We start from the raw sequence: 15,722 nt of genomic DNA, 5'->3' as shown, positions 1-15,722 counted from the left end.
GAAACCGCCGCCTCGCCAAAGACTTTGAGAATACCATCGCTTCCGCAACTGCATGGATCTTCATGGCATCCGTCCAGCTGCTCGTCAGACGTATCGCAAGATCATGATATTAAATGGAATAATTATGAGTCAGACTCTTAGAGCGCATTCGTGATTATTTGCTTGTACCGTACTCTCTTGAATGGCGAGTTGATCGATTGCCGGATGATTTACAGGATGCTTACCGACTTTGGCGGGAACGGACCGCTAAGATAATTTTCGCAGCCGAAAAAACGGGTGCAGGCGAAGCGTACCGACAGTTGATCGACAATGAACTAGATTTGCCACCGCTACCAATGGTCCTGCAAAACGCATTATTCCCGCACAGTGGTAAACGATTCGATAGTGTGTATCACGAATATCAGGCGATGTTAGAGGGTTAGAAAATATGCAAATAATTCACGTTAGCCAGCCATCAATTTACATCGCATGTAACGATGACTTTACCATTGATGATGTTCAGAGGGCAAAACGAACTGCAAAGATCAACCCGGCAGCAAAGGCTGTTTCATATCTGCGTGCATCGTCACATCGACCTAACCTAACTGATGAAACATTTTCGACAGACGGCTTGGGGTGCATTCGCTTGCTCTATTGGATTACACTTGAACGTCCAACTGCTAAACCCGAAGCGCACTGGACTAGATTCTCCAAATTGTTTTATGATGCTTCTTTTGAAGCGCCTACAACGGCAGCAATGCGAGTGCTGTCAAATACGGAACACGCCGTTCATGGTGAAGATGCTTATCTGATCAGTAATTTGCGGGCGCACTACCCTGATGAGATGGATGCAATTGCCGCGTTAGGCCAACTTGCCAAACTATGATGATTGCATTCTGTTGCAAATTTGATGGTGGGTAGAGGGTGGATGATTGCAGAATAGGCGGTCAAATTTCCTAATTGTTTGCTTCATTATCAATGACTTGATCGTCTATAATGGCAAGGCTATTGGCGGCAGGGTGGGATTCGAACCGAACTTACAAACAATTGACTTATAAGGATAATAGTTGGTGGCAGAATTTCATGCCCACATTATTCCCCACAATATACGGATGTGTGCGTCTTTGCGGCAAAAAAGTCGGCTCACTGCCCAATGACATAGACATGTGGCAATGATTTGTGCAATCTCAAGTGATGAGTAAAGAGCAAACAGTCACGATCCAGAGGAAACTCGACCGGTTAAGGGCGGAAAGCCTAAGTACCTTCAGATTGGAGCAACGTCTTACCACATCGGCTGATGATCACGTTTCATATACGGAAGCTACGATCCGACAGTTAGCCAGAGATGCGAATGAAAACCTACGAAATCTGGTGCAAAGAATGACGGCTGAATTTCCAGAAGCCAACTTGTCGAAGCAATCCTTCAAGTTGGTTCAATCAGGTATGCAAAGCCATTTGGCAAATCTTGAGAAAGAAATTGAACTTGGGCGAGGAAGACCGACCCACCCTTCTCTATTCAAGACCATTGATGACAGGTTCCGCCTGATACGCGATGAGTTGAATTTGGTGCTGCGGCAACTCTGCGAAATCTCAGCAGTTGACGATGGTGTGAACACCAAGTCGGCAAAGTCTCCGGCAGGCAGAAAGCAAAGCTACAACTGGTCCGAAGCCTCCACTGCAATTTGGGGGCAAATCTACAGGGGCGAACTAATGCCTAATAAACAAGCGGACATCGAGAAGGCGCTAATTGAATTCCTTCGCTCGGGCGATACAGAACCGGGAGAGTCCACTGTCAGACCATTCGCTCGGATCATTTGGAAAGAAGCCCAGCGAGAGGCTGGAAATTAATTTCAAGCCTTATTGTCCGACAACCAATTCTGAAATCCGTAGAGATTCACCTGTGCTCGTAGCAGGCCAGCGCAATGGTGTGCAGGCCCGAGCATGGAGTAAGTTCTATGGATACTCAATTCCTATGTTCCGTCCCTGATGCAGCAAAGATGCTCGGCATTGGGAGAACTAAGATATACGAAATGCTGACGAAGGGCGAACTTGTCTCGATGCAGATTGGCACGAGACGGCTGGTTAGAATCGATAGCATAAAGACGCTGATAGAACGCGCGACTGGCGGTGCAGCATGATCGAAGTCAGTCCCAACGAAAGGGCCGGTGCTGCTCCAACAGCAACCGGCCCAGATGATGCCAAAGCTGCAAGCCCAGTTTCTCTTACTAACGCGAACCAGCCGAAAACGCCAGACGCTGCTAGCATTGATGGCGCTGAACTGCTTAACCGCATTCACGCCTTCGCTGACCGCTTCATCTGCTACCCTTCGGAGCAAGCAAGCATCTCACACGTTCTATGGATTGCCCATGCTCATTTGATGAATGCATGGTTCTCGACGCCACGTCTTGCGGTCTTGTCGCCGGAGCCAGGAAGCGGAAAGTCGCGGGTGCTCGAAATCACGGCGCTGCTTGTGCCTAACCCGCTGCTGTCGGTGCTTTCGACACCTGCCTTCATTCTTCGACGAGTGTCAGATCAAGATAACCGACCTACAGTTTTGTATGACGAGATCGACACAATCTTTGGGCAGCCTCGCGGCAACGAAGAACTGCGAGGAATGATCAACGCCGGGTATCGGCGTGGGGCAACGGTGGGACGCTGCTACATGGATAAAGGAAAGGTGCTAACCGAAGAGTTGGAAACTTTTGCTGCTCTCGCAATGGGCGGCCTTGGTAACCTGCCGGCTACAATCATGAGCCGGTCGATTGTCATCCGCATGCGGAAACGAGCAGCGGGAGAAAGTGCAGAACGTTTTCAGCCCCGTACACATGAGCCAGAAGCCGATGCCTTGAAGATCCAATTGGCAGACTGGGCAGCAAGTATCTTCAGTGTAGCGGAGGTGGCACAGCCGGTATTGCCAGACTGTATAGCTGATAGGGGTGCTGACGTATGGGGACCGCTAATCACGGTTGCTGATCTTGCAGGCGCTGCATGGCCCGATGCAGCAAGAATAGCGGCAACCGATGCCGTACTGTCTGCCAAGGCCAGCGAGAGTCCTTCGCTTGGTGCTCAATTGTTGGCTGACATTAACACCTACTTTGGTGACGCTGACCGTCTCACGACAGCTGACCTCCTCGGTAAGCTGTTAGAGGATGACGAAGCGCCTTGGGGTGACTTGCGTGGCAGGAGGATCGACGCTCGCAAGTTGGCCGTGATGCTCCGGGAATATGGCATACGATCTTGCACGATCCGCATGCCCAATGGCACCACGCCTAAAGGATACAAGCGGGAAGAGTTCCACGATGCATGGAAGCGATACCTGCCTGTGTCACGGTGACCACAACAAGCGCCACATCCGACACGAACGGCCATAATCCTGGTGGAACATGGGCGGTTTTGTGTCAGCAGATTACATGACTGCACTGTGTTGATTCAATGGTGGCTGAACTTCCAACGGCGATCGCTGATATGCGCAGTAATCAATGCGCGTTGCTCATGTGTTGTGTGTTGCGGCAAATTCGGAGGGCGGTATAAGATTTTAACTTTGCCGCCCTCTGGCAGTATTGAAGTAGAGCGGGAGTCGAAATGTTGAAACATTCAACGGACAACCCCATGCAACCGGAACGGCTGGCTGCGGCTCCGCGCTGCTTGGCTAAGACAAGAGCAGGAACGGAATGCCAAGCTCCTGCCGTAAATGGCAACCGGCGTTGCAGGATGCACGGGGGGAAGCGTAGCGGTGCACCTAACGGCAACCGCAATGCGTGGCGGCATGGTGATCGCTCAGCTGAAACCGAAGAACAGTTAAAGGCAGTAAGGCAGGCCAACCGAGACCTCCGGTTAATAACGAAGTTCAGGCAAGGCCAGACACTTCGTGGCAGCGAACAAGATCGCCTGACTGCTCTAACCAAGAAATAGCAATGCTCAGCTACCATCTACAATTATGACCCGAGGAAGCATTATTGGGGTGATCATATCGGGAATGTGCTTAACGACTTAGAGCAGGGCTGGATGCCTGTCATTGCGGACACGACGTCCGATCAGCAGCTTCTGCTGCGATCAGTTCATGATGTTCTCCTATTGGCATGGGTGATGATGATCAGGAATGACTACAAGCCAACCGTAGGCTGCCCTGTGCTGAGTACTGACATGATGTTAATGTTTGGTTGCTATCCAAGGCAGAGCTGAAGCTTACCTTGTCTATCGACCTACGCTACACCCCCACCAGCAAAGCTGGTGGGGGTGTAGCGTTAGAACTAGGCTGCCTTACGAGTGGGCTTGATGCCCGCCCGTTCGTCACGCCGAGCCTGAACAGCGGCCTGAAGGTTGCTGTAGACCGTATCGAATTCGGCCTTATTGGCCGGGTCCTCGTCGAGGAACCGTTGGATTTCGCGGTTCGCACGAGTGCGTTCCACGCTCACGGTAATGAGGAGTTGCTCTTCGTAGTCTGCCATCTCGTAGTCGATGACTGATGCCTGTTTTTCAGCAGCCGACTGGACGTAGCGGTTCATCATTCCGAAACCGGTGGAAGCCGTGTCGAAGATGTTGGAGACTGACGTGGCCGCATTAGTGACTGCCCCTAGAACAGCTCCGACAGCGAGCTTGGGCGATGCAGTGGTTTTGTCGATCATTGCAGAGTTCCTTCATTTGTTAAATTAAGTATGTGGCAAGACGGCCAGACCCGCCGTAGGCGGTATGAAGAGTCGAGATGATTGTAGCTACAGATTCGAAATGAATTTCTGTTACCAATGTAATTACGCCGGTGAGTTTGACTGAAAATGCAGGAGAATGTGAGATCATATATGATCCGCTGGGGCAGTATTCTGCATGTGTTAAAGACACGAAGCGATAAAGTGAAAGAGCCCTGATCCTGAGATTAGACTATTCGGGGGGCTGTAGTGTGTTGAGATACGCATTAAGGGGGGGGGGCATATTTCTTTCGCGGGCGTGGCACCACCCAACAGTTGGACTTGCCAGTGGCAGTTCTCGCGATGCCCTTGCCCGATACTAAAGCTCATGACGGATGCATATTGCACCCTTCAATCCTCCTCTCGGCAGGTGGGCCGCTCGAAGCGAAGGCTGCTCATCGGCCCGCAGCGAAGCGAAGGGCCGATAGGGCAAAGCCGGGAGCGAAGAGCGGCCACACTGGCAGAAAAATAGAACCTCATATCCAACCGAACTTATAAGAATATGATATTCGTGGGCTTCGTCTTTTGGTTCCAATTATGACTTGGACCCTGCCTACCTGCCTACCTGCCTCCATCCTTCCCCACCCCTAACCCACCGCGCCTGCGGCGCGTAGGCAGGGTGATCGATCGGAGGCAGGCAGCCAAGCCGTCTGCTATTCGTAAGTTATGTAGTTATTTTCCCTTATGCGATTCTATAGCATCCTTTACACTTTTAGATTTTACAGAATCTATATAAATATATCCATTATTCTTATATCTATTTTCTCTCATCTTATTTCCCCGTATACCAAATACTAATCTGATAACAATTGTAACAACTGCAATCGTCGCGACTATTGTATCATTTAAGTCTTTTCCTTGCTGATCATATGTAATTCTATTATTTTCCAATATGCCATTCAATATGGTTAGTATAATTTCGACCGGCAACATTATTATTGCCAGAATCCAAAGCCCGCTGAACAATGACCATATTGATCCAAAAAAGAATGCAGGCCAGCACCATCCACTTTTAACGGCTTTGTATTTGCCCTTGCTGTTTGAAAAGACATTAAATGTTCTCACGCCGCAATCCTCCTGATCGACCAAAATAATCCGCCAAGCCATATCCGGTACAACCGGATGAACGACGCAAGGCTTAAAAGTTGTGCCTACAGCAAAATGAACTGTAAAAGCGTTAAAACACACTTATAAGATGTGGCAGTGTTAGCTAGCCGTGACGACCACGTCGGGTTTGGAAATCGATCTCGATCTTGTTCTGTTAGGTGATGCCGTCCGTCGGCTCAGGAAGGCGCGTGGCCTGACGCAATAGGACTTATCAGGGCTTAGCCGAACTGCATCGCAATCATATTGGTGGCATTGAGCGCGGCGAATGCAATATCACTATTAAGACTGCGCTGACATTGGCTCAGGCGCTGAAAGTGAGGCCTGCGGAAATACTCGAAGGCTACCCGCGAGCGACATACGAAGTAGGCAGCTGATCCTGAAATCCTTGGAATCCACCCGCATCAAATCGCCTGCCCGATGGGCGCGATCTGTGCCAACCCGGTATTGCTGGCACAATATGCGCCCCACGCTTCCATTAGCTTCCTACGCTTGTCGAGCAAGCCGCCGCGTTGATAGGCGCGTTCAACTTCGTTTGGGTTCTGGTGTGCCAAGGCAGCTTCGGCGACCTCACCCGGGTAATTAGTTTCCTCGGCAACCCAAGTCCGAAACGATGAGCGAAACCCATGCACTGTTGCTGGCTCCTTCATGCGGCGAAGCACCGCAAGTAAGGTCATGTCAGACATTATTCCTTGGTTCGCTCCGGGAAACACGATGTCGGTGCCCACCACCCTAACTGCTGCTGAGCTTCGCAGCACGGCCAAGGCTTGCGGTGACAAAGGTACAACATGCTCTCGCCGCATCTTCATGTGATCGGCTGGTACTGTCCAAAGGGCATTCTCAAGATCGAACTCAGCCCATGTAGCCAATCGCACTTCCTGCGAACGGGCTGCCGTGAAAATCACAAACTCCAATGCCATCCTTCCCCACACGCCGCCGCTGACGCGAAGGCGTATGAGGAATGCTGAAATATCAGCATAGGGCATGGACAGATGGTGCTTGCCAGCCGCTTGTTTGGGTAAGCTCTTGCCTGCCATCAAAGAGCGGGCAGGGGCTTCCGTGGTTCGCCAACCACGTGCATGAGCAAAGTCCAAGACAGCGCAAATCCGCTGACGGACTCGCCTCCCCGTCTCGGGTTTAGAAGTCCATACTTCCGAGATAGTCGCAATGATGTCTGCTGCCGTGACGGTGCCAACTGACATTCTCCCAAGATTTGGGAACGCGTAAGTTTCCATTGTGCTGAGCCACTGGTCGCCATGCTTGGCATTGGCCCACTGGGCTTTGTGTGCATCATAGAAAGTCAGTGCAGCTTCGCGAAAGCTGACGCTCGCGGCTTTGGCCTTACGTTTTTCGGCAATAAGATCGCGACCATCCTCGCGAATTGCCTTGCGGGATTCGGCTGCCTTGGCTCGGGCTGAGGCAAGCGATACAAGCTTGACGCTGCCTAGGCCAATATCGCGCCGTTTGCCCTGATGTTGGACGCGAACAAGCCAGCTTGCCCCACCACTTTTGGCGACTTTTAGAAATAGGCCGTCGCCATCACTGTACGTGCCCGGCTTAGTCAACACCGCCTTAACTTCGTTTGCAGTCAGCTTACCCATGCCAATTCCTCAAGCTTTGGGGTCATCGTTCCCCACATCGTTCCCCACACTATATCGCGATTGCAGGCGAATGGCAACGAATAGGGGCGGTCTTTTACAGCATATTTTTCCGCAGCAATTCAGGGACTTGGGCGACGTACTATGAACATAGGTGAACAGGTATTTGGCGGACAGGGTGGGATTCGAACCCACGGAGAGCTTGCACCCTCGGCGGTTTTCAAGACCGCTGCATTCGACCACTCTGCCACCTGTCCGCATAGCCCTGTGAGCCGGGTCGCACGCGTCCTAGCGTTACCGATTTGAAAGCGCAAAACATTTTGCAAATGCATGAAATGCTGAATCAAATTTGCAGAGCGGCGCAGCTTTTCGGTCGAGCGGTTGCATCTTTACGCTATTTAGGGATTCCCCTGCGACTCGCTTTGTGCGACAACGATGGCCGAAAGGGAAGTATTCATGCGTATCATGACCGCTATCGCTTGCAGCGCTTTTGCCATTCTCGGCATCAGTACTGCGACACCGATGCAAACTGCCGCGGCACAAGACAGCTCCGGTTTTCAATCCTATCTTCAGCAAGTGCGTCAGAAGGCGTTGCAGGAGGGTGTTCGGTCGCAGACATTGGATCAGGTCCTGCCCGGACTGACATATAATCCGCGAGTTGTCGAACTGGACCAATCCCAGCCGGGCGGAAGTCCGAACAGTGCGATCCCGCCCTTCGCACCTTATCAGGCGCGGCATATCACCTCCCAGAGAATTGACAACGGAAAGGCCGCATATCGTCGACTCATTGCCAAACTGATTGATATCGAACGGGAAACCGGAGTGCCTGGCCCGATAATCATGGCGATTTATGGAAAGGAAACGAATTACGGTTCCTATACCGGTAATTTCGATATTCCCCGATCACTGGCTACTCTTGCCTATGAAGGCCGACGCCGCTCCCTGTTTGAGCCAGAATTGCTCGCGGTGCTCAAGCTGATTGATCAGGGTGTTCCGCAGTCAGCACTCAAGGGCAGCTGGGCAGGGGCTATGGGCAAGCCACAATTTCTCCCATCGGTCTATCTGCGACTGGCAAAAGACGGCAGCGGTGACGGATATGCGGATATCTGGGGCAGCGAATATGACGCAGTCGCCTCAATCGCCAATTATTTCGTCAACTCGGGTTGGCGCAGGGGGGAGCCATGGGGCATTGCCGTCAACGTTCCGTCGTCGCTCAATCGCTTGTCAATCGAAAGCAAGATTGCCCCGACCCGCTGTCCGCGCGTCTTTGGCCGCCATAGCCAATGGAAAAACATGGCGGAATGGCGCGCCCTCGGGGTGGTTCCTGCAACCGGCAAGCGACTGGATGACAGTACCTTGGCTACACTGCTTGAACCTGATGGTGCTGGCAATCGTGCCTATTTGCTGACCGGTAATTATCGAGTCATTCTGGATTATAATTGTTCAAATTTTTATGGGCTAGCAGTGGGATTATTGGCGGATGAAATACGCAATTAAAATAGGAATCATATCCACCGCCACTTTGGCATTGGCAGGGTGTAGCGGGTCGCGCGATTTTGGTCAGTTTCCTGATGGTTCACCAGCAGCCAGCACTGCAGGGCTTCCATCGGGATCAGCGGCTGTGTCCGACTTTCCGCAAAAAATCGGTAATCCCTACAAAGTGGGCGATAGTACCTACACGCCGGAAGACGTAGCCAGCTACGATGAAGTGGGCTATGCGAGTTGGTACGGTGAAGAGTTGTCGGGCAATCAGACCGCCAATGGAGAAAGGTACGATCCGCAAGGAATTTCAGCCGCGCACAAGACGCTGCCGCTACCGTCCTATGTCGAAGTGACTGCTCTGGATACGGGGCGCACTATCCTGGTGCGGGTCAATGATCGCGGACCCTTTGCCAACGACCGGCTGATCGATCTATCCCACGGAGCGGCCAAGCAGCTGGGTATTGATCAAAACGGTGTTTCGGGTGTGCGCGTTCGAAAAGTCAATCCCAATGAACAGGAACGGGCGGTACTCCGAATGGGTACGCCTGCGTCCGAACGCATCGCGACTCCGGATTCATTGCTTTCCATATTGCGAAATAATCTGGCGAAGCTGCCTCGTCCAGCGTCGCCGATCAGGCAGGCTTCGGCTCCTGCTTCTTCACAACAGATTTCCGGTTCGCCGGATCGTGCTGTGTCTGCGTCGCCCCCAATCTCAGGCACCCGCGATGGCCGTTTCATCGTCGAAGGTGGCGGGCGTCCCGTTACGGTAGAAAATAGTGTCGGCGATAATTATGTCGGCGATATACCGGGGTCCTATGCCGTCCAAGTTGCCGCGTTCAGTGATAAATCACGAGCTGATGTTCTCGCCGGAAAAATTGGAGCAAAAGTGCAACCGGACGCGACTCGGACGATATGGCGAGTGCGCTACGGACCATATTCCACAGAACAGGAGGCCCAAGCAGGGCTGGCACAGGCGCAACAGCGCGGCTATAGCGGAGCTCGTATTTTGCGAGCGGACAACCAGCGTTGAGTCGCTAAACATTGATCGGGAATTTTGTCCTAAATGAAAAAATATCTACTGGCTTCACTGCCCTTCATTGCCTTGTCATCCGTGGTTGTTGCTGCTCCCAGCTATGAAACTGATGCGCCCATTGCCTACCTGACCGATCTGTCTTCAGGCGCCGTGCTGTTCGAGAAAAATGCAGATCGGCAAATTCCGCCGGCTTCGATGGCGAAAATGATGACCATCTATGTCGCGTTTGACCTGATCGACAAAGGCAAACTCAAGCTCGATGACAAGTTTCGTGTCAACGAGGAAACTTGGAAGAAGTGGAATAATCAGGGATCGACAATGTTTCTTGGAGTCGGCGATCAGGTCAGTGTGCGCGATCTGCTGCACGGCATCGTAACCCTTTCCGGTAATGACGCCTGCGTCGTTCTGGCCGAAGGCATCGCAGGCACTGAACAGGCCTTTGTTGCGCTGATGAACAAGCGGGCAAAGGAACTGGGAATGTCGAAGAGCCGGTTTGGCAACAGCAACGGTTGGCCTGATGAAGGGCAGACGATGGTCACGGCGCGGGATCTGGCCAATCTGGGAGCGGCGACGGTCAATAATTTTCCGGAATTATATGATGCCTTTTATGGTCAGGACGAATTTACCTGGAACGGAATCAAGCAATCGAACCGCAACCCCCTGATGGGCAAAGTGGCTGGTTCGGACGGACTGAAAACTGGTCATACTGAAGAAGCGGGCTATGGTTTCACTGGTTCGGCCGAACAGAAGGGAAGGCGTCTGGTGTCGGTGCTGGCCGGGCTTGATAGCTATGGCGGTCGGATTGAGGAATCGGTCAAATTCATGAACTGGGGCTTCAATGCCTGGGAACCGAAGAAGCTTTTTGCCAAAGGCACCCAGATCCAGAACGCAGAAGTGCAGTTGGGTGACAGCTCAACCGTGTCGCTGATCGCAGCCAACGATCTCTTCGCGACGATTCCCAAAGCCTCTGATGGCGAGATATCGATGAAAGTGACATACAATGGCCCTATCAAGGCACCCATCGCGAAAGGTCAGCCGATCGCGACATTGATAGTCACCACAGCAGATGCCGGTCAGCAGTCGGTGCCTCTGGTTGCGGGGGAAGATATTGGTGAAGCCGGTTTCTTTGATCGCGTCTGGGCTGGATTGAAATCTCTCATTGGATTGGCGTGACCCAGGGTCGCTTTATCAGTCTGGAAGGCGGCGAAGGAACAGGAAAGTCGACCCAGGCGATAGCTCTAGCCGAAGCGCTTGAAACAAAAGGATATATTGTAAATCTGACCCGGGAACCTGGCGGCACACCGGGTGCTGAAATCATTCGAGACCTGCTGCTAAGTGGCCCAGAGGAAAAATGGCATATACGCACAGAGGCGCTGCTGTTCGCCGCGGCCCGCGCTGAACATTGCGCCAATTTGATCCGCCCGGCACTGGCCCGAAACGAATGGGTAATCTGCGACCGTTTCATCGACAGTAGCCGCGCCTATCAAAGCGTGGACGGTCAGCTTAGCGATGCGGAAATCATGAATTTGCACGATGTCGGTAGCAGAAATCTAATGCCGGACCGGACTTTTATCCTGGATCTGCCCGAAGCCGTTGCTTTGCGGAGGGCAACCGCAAGAGATCGCGGAGACAGCGACCGCATCGGGGGAAGGGGTCGGGACTATCATCATGCAGTCATGGCTAATTTTCGACAGTTTGTAGTCGATGATCCAGAGCGGATTCGCCTGATTGACGCATCGCAATCGGTTGAAGCTATTACGGAAAAGCTTCTGGAAGGTCTCGGTGACTTGATGTCATGACGTCATATTTGGGCCACGACAGACCCCGGCAGATTTTCCGCCAGTCGCTCGCCAATGGCAGGCTTCATCACGCATGGATATTGGCTGGCGACAAAGGATTGGGCAAAGCAGGCTTTGCCCAACAAGCAGCCCATTTTCTTCTTAATTCGCGAAATATTCCATCCAGCTTTTGCGAGATCCAGGACGATGAGGCCGGTCATCTTCTTGCTGCTGGCTCGCATCCGGATTTTCGCCTGCTGCGCCGCGGTCCGAAAGCGGACAAGGAGGAAAAGAAGGCGCGTGACAATGGCCTCGGTTCGTTGGAAGAACATGAACTGGCTCGCAATATCAAGGTCGAACAGATACGGGCCCTGCAGCCGCTGTTTCAAAATCAGGCTTCGATCTCCGAATATCGGGTTGTTGTCATCGATGCGGCCGACGACCTGGAGCGCGCCGGAGCCAATGCCCTGTTGAAAAATCTGGAAGAGCCCCCGAAAAACACCATTTTCTTCCTGATCAGCCATATGCCCGACCGGCTACTGCCAACGATCCGTTCAAGATGCCAGATGCTCCGCTTCGATCCCCTGAACAATGATGACATGCGTGCGGTGTTGAAGAGTGCGGCGCCCAAACTGGATGACGCGAATCTGGAGGCGCTTGTGATAGCGGGTGAAGGATCACCCGGACGTGCGCTGCAATATGTCGAAGTAGGCCTGGCGGAGCTCGAGGAGATCGCGCGCGAAATCATGAAATCCGGCGACAGAGATAACCGCTTGAAGAGCGAATTGGCTCGCAAGCTGTCACTGAAAGCCGCCGCTCCTCGTTATCGGGCGTTTCTGGAGCGAGCTCCCAGCATGATCGCGGAGCAGATCAAGGGTGGCCAGGCGGGCTGCTCGCTGCAAACCATTGAGAAGTGGCGCGAAGCCAGTGATCTGGCTGCTGTGGCACTGCCAAAGGCACTAGACAACCAGGCGGTAATATTCCGGCTTGGAGCCCTGATGGAAGGTCTCGGTTCGAATAACCCGAAAGAATAGAAATTTTGCCTGTTTACAAGCGCGGTCAATCCATCAAGAGAGATGGCCATGTCCGAACCTTTTTATATTACCACCGCAATAAGCTATCCAAATGGACGTCCCCACATCGGCCATGCTTATGAAGCGATTGCTGCAGACTCAATAGCACGATTCTATCGGTTAAGCGGCCGCGATGTCCGCTTGATTACCGGTACCGATGAACATGGCTTGAAAATGGTCCAGACCGCACGCGATTCGGGTGTGGAAACCATCAAGCTTGCAGATGAAATGTCATCCTATTTTATAGAGATGTGTCATAAACTTAACATCCGGCATGATGGATTTCGCCGGACCACCGAGTTGGCACATCATGAGGCCAGCAAGGCGTTGTGGAAAGCGATGGAAGCCAATGGCGATCTCTATCTGGATCGCTATGAGGGCTGGTACTCGGTGCGTGACGAGGCCTTTTACGCCGAAGACGAACTTGAGGCAGGTGAGGGCGGTGAAAAGCTCTCTCCACAAGGCACGCCAGTGGAATGGACGGCAGAAGCAACTTGGTTCTTCAAACTTTCCCAATATCAGGACAAATTGCTGACGTTATACAAGGAGCATCCCGAATTCATCCTGCCTGAAAGCCGCCGCAACGAAGTCATGCGCTTTGTCGAGGGCGGTCTCCGTGACCTTAGCGTTTCACGAACGAGCCTGGACTGGGGCGTTCCCGTGCCGGGATCGCCGGATCATGTCATGTATGTATGGGTTGATGCGCTGACAACCTATATGACCGGGGTCGGTTACCCCGACACCCAAGGCATGTTTGCAAAATATTGGCCGGCGGATCTGCACCTGATTGGCAAGGATATCGTCCGCTTCCATGCCGTCTATTGGCCCGCCTTTCTGATGAGCGCAGGGTTGCCGCTACCCAAGCAAGTGTTTGGACACGGCTTCCTGCTGAACCGCGGTGAAAAAATGTCGAAATCGGTCGGTAATGTGGTTGATCCCATGGAACTGGCGGATCGTTTTGGTGTCGATCAGCTTCGTTATTTCCTGTTGGCAGACGTTGTATTTGGCAAGGACGGCACTTATTCCGCCAACGCTATCGTTACCAAGACCAACGCTGATCTCGCTAATAATTTTGGCAACCTGGCGCAGCGCAGCCTGTCGATGATCGCCAAAAACTGTGATGGCCGGATACCGCTGCCTGGCGCCAAAACTGATGCCGAACAACAGCTGCTCAACCAGCTCGAAAAATGCTTTTCCGAAGTCAATACTGCGATGACGGGCGGATTGTTCAAGATTGATCAAGCGCTTGATATCATTCGCGACCAACTGAGCGCGACCAATACATATTTTGCCGAGCAGGCACCGTGGGCCTTGCGCAAAACCGATCCCGCGCGGGCAGATAGCGTGCTATACCACACTGCAGAAGCAGTCCGCCAGTTGGCCATCATGCTGCGCTGGGTGATGCCGGATAGTTGTGACAAAATGCTGGACCTGCTTGGACAATCTGAGCATGCTCGCGATTTTCAGTATCTGACCAAACCGATAGAGCCAGGGATCGCGGTGCCAGAACCCAAGGGGATTTTTCCCCGACTTGAGCTGTTGAAAAGCGAAGCCGAGAACTGAAATGCTGGTCGATAGCCACTGTCATCTGAACTACAAGGGACTGATCGAAGATCAGAATGCGGTTCTTGAGCGCGCCCGGCATAGCGGGGTGACCGCCATGCTCAATATCTCCACCCGGGAGAGCGAATGGCGGGATATTGTCGCGACGGCCGAACGGGAAGATGACATATGGGCGAGCATCGGTATCCATCCGCACGAGGCCGATGCCCATCCCGATGTCGATCTCGCAAAGCTGGTCGAAGAGGCCGCGCATCCGAGGGTGATTGCGATTGGTGAAACCGGACTGGATTATTATTATGATCACAGCGACCGGGACCGCCAGCGCCAGAGCTTTCGCACCCATATTCATGCGGCGCGAGAGACCGGCCTGCCCATCATTGTCCACACGCGCGACGCCGAGTTGGATACAGCCGAAATCATGGCCGAGGAAATGGAGAAGGGGGCCTATGCCGGTGTGATACATTGCTTTACGGCCAGTGAAGATTTTGCGCAAAAAGCCTTGTCTCTTGGACTGTATATTTCGATCTCCGGAATAGTTACGTTCAAAAATGCAAAGGATCTTCAGGAAACCGCTGCAAAATTGCCGGCAGACCGGCTTCTGGTCGAAACCGACGCCCCTTTCCTTGCTCCAGTGCCCCATCGGGGCAAGACCGGGGAGCCGGCCTTTGTTGCAGATACCGCTCGTTATCTCGCCGGGCTACGCAATGTGGAGTTTGACGAGCTTTGTGAAAGCACCGGTCGGAATTTCTATCGACTCTTCTCCAAAGCACGACCCTGAATGTGGCTTTGAAACTGACGATATTGGGATGCGGGACCTCGGCGGGTGTGCCGCGCATCGGCAATGACTGGGGCGATTGTGACCCGAACGAACCCAAGAATCGCAGAAGTCGCGTCTCGATTCTGGTGGAAAGCGCGAACACCCGGATTTTGGTCGATACGTCGCCCGATCTGCGGAACCAGTTTCTCGACAATGAAATAGACCGCGTCGATGCGGTGATCTGGACGCACGACCATGCTGACCATTGCCACGGAATTGATGATCTGCGCTCTGTGTTCCAGCAAACCCGCAAGCCGATTCCGGCCTATGCTCGGCCCTTTGCTCTCGATAGCTTGAAACAGCGCTTTTCCTATGCGTTTGAAGGCCATGATTATTATCCGTCTATTTGCGAAGGCCTTGTACTGGATGACGATATGGAAATTGGCGACATTTCGGTCCGTCATGTCGATCAGCCGCACGGACGCATAACATCGGCGGGATTGCGCTTTCAGCATCAGGGAAAATCAATTGTCTACGCGACTGATTTTGGCGAGATTACACCGGAAATGCGGGCGTTGTACCGGAATTGCGATCTGTTCATTGTCGACGCCTTGCGCGCCAAGCCGCATCCCACCCACGCGCATCTGGATATGACCTTGGCATTGATCGGGGA

General features: G+C 52.8%; 16 protein-coding genes, 1 tRNA gene and 1 pseudogene. 14 read left to right on the top strand and 4 right to left on the bottom strand.

The annotated features are described in order from the left end of the window. From ACEW8J_RS15245 to ACEW8J_RS15220, 6 genes and pseudogenes are all read left to right on the top strand, one after another. Positions 1-107 (top strand): annotated as a pseudogene (locus ACEW8J_RS15245) (IS5/IS1182 family transposase); the annotation flags it as partial. 320 nt (positions 108-427) lie between these two features. Next, positions 428-865, top strand: coding sequence for a hypothetical protein (locus tag ACEW8J_RS15240; protein WP_373492494.1), 438 nt, complete (start codon positions 428-430; stop codon positions 863-865). 308 nt (positions 866-1,173) lie between these two features. Further along, positions 1,174-1,827: a hypothetical protein gene (locus ACEW8J_RS15235; RefSeq protein WP_373492493.1), complete on the top strand. Its 654-nt coding sequence runs from the start codon at positions 1,174-1,176 to the stop codon at positions 1,825-1,827. Positions 1,828-1,901: 74 nt separating this feature from the next. Beyond that, the gene (locus ACEW8J_RS15230) at positions 1,902-2,117 is read left to right on the top strand and encodes a helix-turn-helix domain-containing protein (RefSeq protein WP_373492492.1); all 216 of its coding nucleotides are present in this window, start codon (positions 1,902-1,904) and stop codon (positions 2,115-2,117) included. Then, positions 2,114-3,313 (top strand): DUF3631 domain-containing protein, encoded by a 1,200-nt coding sequence (locus ACEW8J_RS15225; RefSeq protein ID WP_373492491.1) that lies wholly within the window; start codon positions 2,114-2,116, stop codon positions 3,311-3,313. Before ACEW8J_RS15230 ends, ACEW8J_RS15225 begins: the two co-directional genes overlap by 4 nt. A 248-nt stretch (positions 3,314-3,561) precedes the next feature. Beyond that, positions 3,562-3,891, top strand: coding sequence for an HGGxSTG domain-containing protein (locus ACEW8J_RS15220; protein WP_373492490.1), 330 nt, complete (start codon positions 3,562-3,564; stop codon positions 3,889-3,891). A 338-nt stretch (positions 3,892-4,229) separates the two neighbouring features. Here ACEW8J_RS15220 and ACEW8J_RS15215 read toward each other — a convergent pair whose 3' ends face one another. The 4 genes from ACEW8J_RS15215 to ACEW8J_RS15200 all read right to left on the bottom strand — a co-directional run bounded on the left by ACEW8J_RS15215 (position 4,230) and on the right by ACEW8J_RS15200 (position 7,620). Then, entirely contained in the window at positions 4,230-4,604 is a 375-nt protein-coding gene (locus ACEW8J_RS15215; RefSeq protein ID WP_373492489.1) for a hypothetical protein, read from the bottom strand. Positions 4,605-5,333: 729 nt separating this feature from the next. Next, the gene (locus ACEW8J_RS15210) at positions 5,334-5,726 is read right to left on the bottom strand and encodes a DUF2628 domain-containing protein (protein WP_373492488.1); all 393 of its coding nucleotides are present in this window, start codon (positions 5,724-5,726) and stop codon (positions 5,334-5,336) included. Positions 5,727-6,169: 443 nt separating this feature from the next. After that, positions 6,170-7,366, bottom strand: a complete 1,197-nt coding sequence (locus tag ACEW8J_RS15205) for a tyrosine-type recombinase/integrase (RefSeq protein WP_373492487.1) — start codon at positions 7,364-7,366, stop codon at positions 6,170-6,172. A 164-nt stretch (positions 7,367-7,530) separates the two neighbouring features. Continuing rightward, positions 7,531-7,620, bottom strand: a tRNA-Ser gene (locus ACEW8J_RS15200). 208 nt (positions 7,621-7,828) lie between these two features. On the opposite strand from ACEW8J_RS15200, the gene ACEW8J_RS15195 reads away from it, so the two are divergent. From ACEW8J_RS15195 to ACEW8J_RS15160, 8 genes are all read left to right on the top strand, one after another. After that, positions 7,829-8,860 carry a lytic transglycosylase domain-containing protein gene (locus ACEW8J_RS15195; RefSeq protein ID WP_373492495.1) on the top strand — a complete coding sequence of 344 codons (1,032 nt, stop codon included), beginning with the start codon at positions 7,829-7,831 and terminating at the stop codon, positions 8,858-8,860. 124 nt (positions 8,861-8,984) lie between these two features. Further along, the gene (locus ACEW8J_RS15190) at positions 8,985-9,875 is read left to right on the top strand and encodes a septal ring lytic transglycosylase RlpA family protein (protein WP_373492486.1); all 891 of its coding nucleotides are present in this window, start codon (positions 8,985-8,987) and stop codon (positions 9,873-9,875) included. A gap of 33 nt (positions 9,876-9,908) precedes the next feature. Beyond that, positions 9,909-11,051 (top strand): D-alanyl-D-alanine carboxypeptidase family protein, encoded by a 1,143-nt coding sequence (locus ACEW8J_RS15185; protein ID WP_373492485.1) that lies wholly within the window; start codon positions 9,909-9,911, stop codon positions 11,049-11,051. After that, positions 11,048-11,677 carry a dTMP kinase gene (gene tmk / locus ACEW8J_RS15180; protein WP_373492484.1) on the top strand — a complete coding sequence of 210 codons (630 nt, stop codon included), beginning with the start codon at positions 11,048-11,050 and terminating at the stop codon, positions 11,675-11,677. The genes ACEW8J_RS15185 and tmk overlap by 4 nt, the downstream gene beginning before the upstream one ends. Continuing rightward, complete coding sequence (locus ACEW8J_RS15175) at positions 11,674-12,690, top strand: DNA polymerase III subunit delta' (protein WP_373492483.1); 1,017 nt, start codon at positions 11,674-11,676, stop codon at positions 12,688-12,690. The genes tmk and ACEW8J_RS15175 overlap by 4 nt, the downstream gene beginning before the upstream one ends. Before the next feature lie 48 nt (positions 12,691-12,738). Beyond that, the gene (gene metG, locus ACEW8J_RS15170) at positions 12,739-14,292 is read left to right on the top strand and encodes a methionine--tRNA ligase (RefSeq protein ID WP_373492482.1); all 1,554 of its coding nucleotides are present in this window, start codon (positions 12,739-12,741) and stop codon (positions 14,290-14,292) included. A 1-nt stretch (position 14,293) separates the two neighbouring features. Beyond that, entirely contained in the window at positions 14,294-15,070 is a 777-nt protein-coding gene (locus ACEW8J_RS15165) for a TatD family hydrolase (RefSeq protein ID WP_373492481.1), read from the top strand. A gap of 2 nt (positions 15,071-15,072) precedes the next feature. After that, positions 15,073-15,722 (top strand): MBL fold metallo-hydrolase (locus tag ACEW8J_RS15160; RefSeq protein ID WP_373492480.1); only part of this gene is annotated, 650 nt, incomplete at its 3' end.

The sequence above is a fragment of the Parasphingorhabdus sp. genome, from assembly GCF_041748495.1.
Classification (GTDB): Bacteria; Pseudomonadota; Alphaproteobacteria; order Sphingomonadales; family Sphingomonadaceae; genus Parasphingorhabdus.
Note: the sequence above shows the minus strand (reverse complement) of the source record. Positions and strands in the feature narration are given on the sequence as shown.

Excerpts from the sequence above, each read along its gene's own strand:
- ACEW8J_RS15240 (WP_373492494.1), top strand. The coding sequence starts at position 428 with ATGCAAATAATTCACGTTAGCCAGCCATCAATTTACATCGCATGTAAC.
- ACEW8J_RS15235 (WP_373492493.1), top strand. The coding sequence starts at position 1,174 with ATGAGTAAAGAGCAAACAGTCACGATCCAGAGGAAACTCGACCGGTTA.
- ACEW8J_RS15230 (WP_373492492.1), top strand. The coding sequence starts at position 1,902 with ATGGTGTGCAGGCCCGAGCATGGAGTAAGTTCTATGGATACTCAATTC.
- ACEW8J_RS15225 (WP_373492491.1), top strand. The coding sequence starts at position 2,114 with ATGATCGAAGTCAGTCCCAACGAAAGGGCCGGTGCTGCTCCAACAGCA.
- ACEW8J_RS15220 (WP_373492490.1), top strand. The coding sequence starts at position 3,562 with ATGTTGAAACATTCAACGGACAACCCCATGCAACCGGAACGGCTGGCT.
- ACEW8J_RS15215 (WP_373492489.1), bottom strand. The coding sequence starts at position 4,604 with ATGATCGACAAAACCACTGCATCGCCCAAGCTCGCTGTCGGAGCTGTT.
- ACEW8J_RS15205 (WP_373492487.1), bottom strand. The coding sequence starts at position 7,366 with ATGGGTAAGCTGACTGCAAACGAAGTTAAGGCGGTGTTGACTAAGCCG.
- ACEW8J_RS15195 (WP_373492495.1), top strand. The coding sequence starts at position 7,829 with ATGACCGCTATCGCTTGCAGCGCTTTTGCCATTCTCGGCATCAGTACT.
- ACEW8J_RS15185 (WP_373492485.1), top strand. The coding sequence starts at position 9,909 with ATGAAAAAATATCTACTGGCTTCACTGCCCTTCATTGCCTTGTCATCC.
- ACEW8J_RS15175 (WP_373492483.1), top strand. The coding sequence starts at position 11,674 with ATGACGTCATATTTGGGCCACGACAGACCCCGGCAGATTTTCCGCCAG.
- metG (WP_373492482.1), top strand. The coding sequence starts at position 12,739 with ATGTCCGAACCTTTTTATATTACCACCGCAATAAGCTATCCAAATGGA.
- ACEW8J_RS15165 (WP_373492481.1), top strand. The coding sequence starts at position 14,294 with ATGCTGGTCGATAGCCACTGTCATCTGAACTACAAGGGACTGATCGAA.